This window comes from Allorhizocola rhizosphaerae, assembly GCF_003426775.1.
Taxonomy (GTDB): domain Bacteria; phylum Actinomycetota; class Actinomycetes; order Mycobacteriales; family Micromonosporaceae; genus Allorhizocola; species Allorhizocola rhizosphaerae.
The window spans coordinates 1-4,794 of the sequence record NZ_QJUG01000372.1 but is presented as its reverse complement, the minus strand read 5'-3'; the positions used below and the strand labels follow the sequence as shown (position 1 = coordinate 4,794).

2 protein-coding genes are annotated in these 4,794 nt (G+C 72.1%); both read left to right on the top strand.

Annotation, left to right across the window (positions count from 1 at the left end; translation table 11 throughout):
* A partial coding sequence (locus DM816_RS40220; protein ID WP_162908351.1) for an ABC transporter permease occupies positions 1 to 2,416 on the top strand: 2,416 nt, incomplete at its 5' end.
* The coding region (locus DM816_RS40215; protein WP_162908350.1) for an FtsX-like permease family protein at positions 2,413 to 4,794 on the top strand (2,382 nt) is incomplete at its 3' end. The genes DM816_RS40220 and DM816_RS40215, both read left to right, overlap by 4 nt.

The following is a 4,794-nucleotide window of genomic DNA, read 5'->3' as shown; positions in this document are numbered from 1 at the left end:
GGCGCTGGCGGTGCACGGCGATGCGGTGATCGCCCGGGGGGCGCGCGAGGCCGTGGCCGCCGCGCCGCCGCAGGAGCGGGCGCTGCTCGTGCAGGGGCCGCACAAGCCGGCCGCCGATGAGGTCATCCGGGCAGAGGTGGCCGGCTGGTCCCTCTTCAAGGCCGGTTACGCGACCGGGCGGCAATTTGGCGGCGGTACGGGCCAGGCCATCGGCGACGCGCAGGGTGTGGTCTACGCGAGCGTGATGACGCTTTCAGGGCTGCGCGAGCACGCGCGGCTGGTCGAGGGTTCGTGGGGCCCGGCCGTCATGGGCGCGGCGGCGGCACGCGTTCTCGGCGTCAAAGCCGGGGGCACGGTCCCACTGATCGATCGGCGGACGTCACTTGTGACAGAGGTCCGCATCGATGGTTTGTTCGAGCCGATCCGGGCGGAGGACGCGTTCTGGTTGCTGGCGCCCGAGACGGCCCGTGGCTCGATCGGCAACACCTACGGGCCGATCGTCATGGAAGACATCGCCTTCGAGTCGGCCGCCTGGGTCGCACAGCCCGATCTGACACGGGCCACATTGGACGATCTGGCCGCCGTGCGCGCACACGTGCAGCGCCTTGCCGGGCTGCCCAAGCGGATGGGCATGGGCGACGGCGGACAGGCATACACAACGCTCGACCGGTTGGTCGAGCGGGTGCAGCGGGCCGATCTGGTGGCGCGGTCGTCACTGCTGACCCCCATGCTGCTGATCATCGTGCTCGGCGGGTACACGCTGGTCCTGCTCGCCGGGCTGCTCGGCGAGCGGCGCAGGCCCGAAGTGGCACTGCTCAAGGCGCGCGGCGCCGACCGGGTGCAACTGGCCCGGCTCGCGGCGGGGGAAGGAATGCTGATCGCGCTGCCCGCATTCGCGGTCGTGACACCGTTCAGCCCGTGGGGAGCCGCGGCCGTGGGATGTGTTTTAGCCATGGTGGTACCGGCCGTGTCTCATGGGCCGCGGGCGTCTCGCCCCGGTCCCCGCCGGCAACGGCGGTCGGCTGCGGGTCCGCGTGACCTTCTCTCGCGCCCGCCTGGCCGTGTGAATGGCGCGAGCCTGCTGGAGGCCCGGCCCAGCCGGGCCACGCTGATCCAGCGCGCCGGGATCGACCTGCTGCTGGTCGCGTTCGCCGGGCTGGCCTGGCTGCAGCTGCGACAGTACTCGTCCCCGATCACCGGGCTGGGCATCGACCCGCTGCTCGCCTCGGCGGCCCCGCTGGGTGTGCTCGCCGCATCCGTTGTGGCGCTTCGGTTGCTGCCCCCGCTGACCGGGCTGGGGCAGCGGCTCATCGACCGGCGGCACTGGTTCGCCGCGCAGCTGGGCATGTGGCAGGCCGGTCGCCGCCCGCACGCCGGGCCGGTGCTGCTGCTCGCGCTCGCCGTCGCGGTGAGCACCCTGGCGTGGGCCCTCGCGGGCACGGCAGCACGGTCCATTGTGGACCAGGCCGACCACAGCGCGGGTGCTGACTTGCGGCTCAGCGAGACCTCCGGGTTCGCTCCTGCGGAAAGGGAGACGGCGGTGGCGGCACTGCCCGGCGTGGCGCTGGCCGTGCCCGCGTGGCGCAACACCGTCTCACTGGGCGAAAAGTCCACGGCGTCAACGCTTTTCGCGATGGACCTGGAGCAGGCGGCCCGCGTGATGCGGTTCCGCGACGGCGTGCCGTTCGCCGATCTCGTGGCGCGGCGAGGCAACGGGGTCATCCCGGCGCTCGCCAGCACGAAGGCGTTCGACGTGCTGCACAAGGAGGTCGGGGAGGAGGTTCGCCTGCCGGTCGGGCGCAACACGGTCTCGGTCGCGCTGCTGCGCGAGGTGCCGAGCCTGCCGGGGACCCAGGGCGAACCCGCGATCCTGCTCGATCTGCCGTCGCTTGAGGGGCTGAGCGTGCAGGAGTGGTGGATCCAGACCGTTCCCGGATCGCACGCCGACGCCGCCGCGGCGGCACGGCAACTGCCCAACCTGCGCGTCCATGACCGCATCGCGATGGCCCAACAGGCCGGACAGGACCCGTACGGCGTCGGCGCACGCCAGGCCCTGTTCATCGCGGCGTTCGGGGCGATCGCGCTCGCCCTGGTGGGCGTGGCCGTGGACGTGCGGGCGACGGGGCGCCGCCGCCGCGACGAACTGGACGTGTTGCGCGCCCTCGGCGCGAGCCGCCGCACACTGACCCGCGCACTCGCAACGGAGCAGGGATTCCTGGCCGGCCTTGGAGTCGCGGTCGGCGTCGCTGTCGGGATTGGAGTGGCCGCGAGCATGGCACCGTTGGTGATTCTCACGCCTAGCGCAGGGCGGCCCGATCCGCTCCCCGTGCTGAGCGTGGATTGGCGTCCCGTCGCGGCGACCGCCGTGGGAATCCTTGTGCTGTCGGTGTTTCTGTCCCGCCGGATGAACAGATGAGAGCGCTCGCGCGGATGCGCGCCAACATCGGGCATCTGACTCTGGTCGCGGTGCTCACGCTCATCGCGGGCGCGCTGCTGGTCGGCGCGCCGCGCGTGGCCAACCGGCTGGAGGACGAGGCGCTGCGCGCCCGCATCGAGAGCCTGCCGTTTCAGGTCAAGGACGTGACGTTCCATTTCGGGCCCGCCGGGCCCGGGGGGCTTGGGCCGCAACACGCCGCCGCCCGGCTCGAACAGCAGCTGCGCGCGCTCGATCCCGCGTTCGCCGACCGCGTCGGCATGTCGTGGTATGCGGTGTCCACGAATCGTGTGGCCGCAAATGATACGGGCCTGCCGGCGCGCGCCCTGTTCGGCCTGCGCGAGGGCACGGGCATCCGCGAGGGCATGCGCTTGACCGCCGGGCGCTGGCCCGACAACTCGCTCACAGCCGGCCTGGCGAGCGCAAGAGGAGGCCACACGGCCTTCTGGCCGACCGCAAACGGCGGGAGGCCGAAGCGAGACGCCCGCGGCCAGGAGGAACCGCCCCGGCTGGAGGTCGCACTGACCGCGGCCAGCGCACGCGTCTTGAACCAGGCGGTGGGCAGCGACTTCACGCTCGGCCTGTTGCCGGTGCGCGTTGTCGGAATCGTCGAGCCCACTGATCCAAGAGCCCCGGTGTGGGAGCCGGAACCGTTGGCGCTCAAGGCATATGCGCCGCAGAACGATGGCGAGTCCTTCCTGGCCTATTACCTCACCGATGTCGCGGGCATGAGCCGTGCCCATCAGGCCGGCATCCCCGTCTCGTTCGAGTGGCGCTACCGGATCGGTCTGTCCAGATTGGATGCCGTGGCGGTCCCGTCGCTTATCAAGGCGGTACTCGACGGGCGGCGCGCGGGAATCGATGAGAGTTCGGCGGAGACGGGCCTGGACACGGCGCTCGCGCGCTTCGCCGACAACGCCAAGGCCGCACAGTCGCTGTTCGCCATAGTGCAGGCGGCCACGCTCGCGACCGTGGGTGGGCTGATCCTGCTGGCCTCGAAGCTGGCCGTGAACCGGCGGCGGCAAGAGCTCGACCTGCTGCGCGCCCGGGGCGCGTCACTCCGCCGGGTCGGCCGGCACACACTGGTCGAAGTGTTGCCCATCGTGCCGGTGGCGGCCGCGTTGGGTTGGTGTCTGGGCACGCTCGCACCGGGCCGTCCAGCCGCCACGGTGTTGGCGCTTGTCGCGACGCCGGTGATCGCCATGTCGTCGTTCCGGCGTCCAATGCGGACGGTGTTGTGGGAGATCGGGCTGGTGCTGCTCGCGGTCCTCGGCGTGTGGCTGCTGCGCCGCCGGGGGCTCGACCAACTCGACTTCTACCTGGTGTGCGTGCCTGTGCTGCTGGCGGCGGCCGCCGCAATCGTGACACTGCGCGCGTTGCCGCTCCCGCTGGGCCTGGCCAGGCGCATGGCCGCGCGCGGCCGGGGCGCGGTGGGCTTCCTCGGGCTGACCGGAGCGGGCCGTCGCACCGCGCTGGGGCCGATCGCGGTGCTCGTCGTCGCCGTCTGCACGGCGGTGTTCAGCATCGGCGTAGCCGGCACTGTCGCGAATGGACGGACGCTCGCAGCGGGGCACGACATCCCGGCCGACGCGGTGGTCAAGGGCTTCTACTTCGCTCCCGACACGGCCGAGGCCATCGGAGCTCTGCCGGGCGTCACGGGCGTGGCCCGGTACGCCGCGATATCCGCCCGCGACATCATCTCCTCGCGCGGGCCGGGGGCCGAGCGGTTGGGCCAGGTGTTCGTGTTCGTCGTGGACACGCGGGCGCTGACGAAGGTGGCCTCCGGCAAGACCGTCATCCCGCAAACGGATGGTGCGCTCGTCTCGACACAGGTGGCGCTCGACCTGGGCGCGCACAAGCGGGCCGTCGTCGATCTGCAGGGACGCGACTACGACTTCGACGTCGTGGGCGTCGTCGACGCGTTTCCGGGCATCCCCCGCACCGCGACGCGATTCGTGGTGCTCCCGTGGGACGATAAGCCGTTGAACCCCAACGGGTTCTTCGTGTCGGGCGCGATCGACCCGGGCACGCTCATCGCTGCCGGCAACGCGGGCCAGGCGCGCTGGGGTGTCAAGGAACCCGTCACCGAAGTCCACACGTGGGCGCAGCGCCGCAGCGAACTCGAACGCACGGGGGTCAACGGGGTGCTCACGTTCTCCTATGGCATGGGCGCGCTCGCGGGCGTCGTGCTGGCCCTGCTGGCGGTCGGGTTCGCCGTGCTTGCGGGCGCGCGGGCGCGGGGCAAGGTGCTGTCCCGGCTGCGCACCATGGGCCTGGCCGCGGGGCAGGGACGCCGGCTGCTGCTCGTCGAGCTGGCGCCGGTCGTGTCCGCTGCGGTGGTCGCGGGCGGCGCGGTCGGG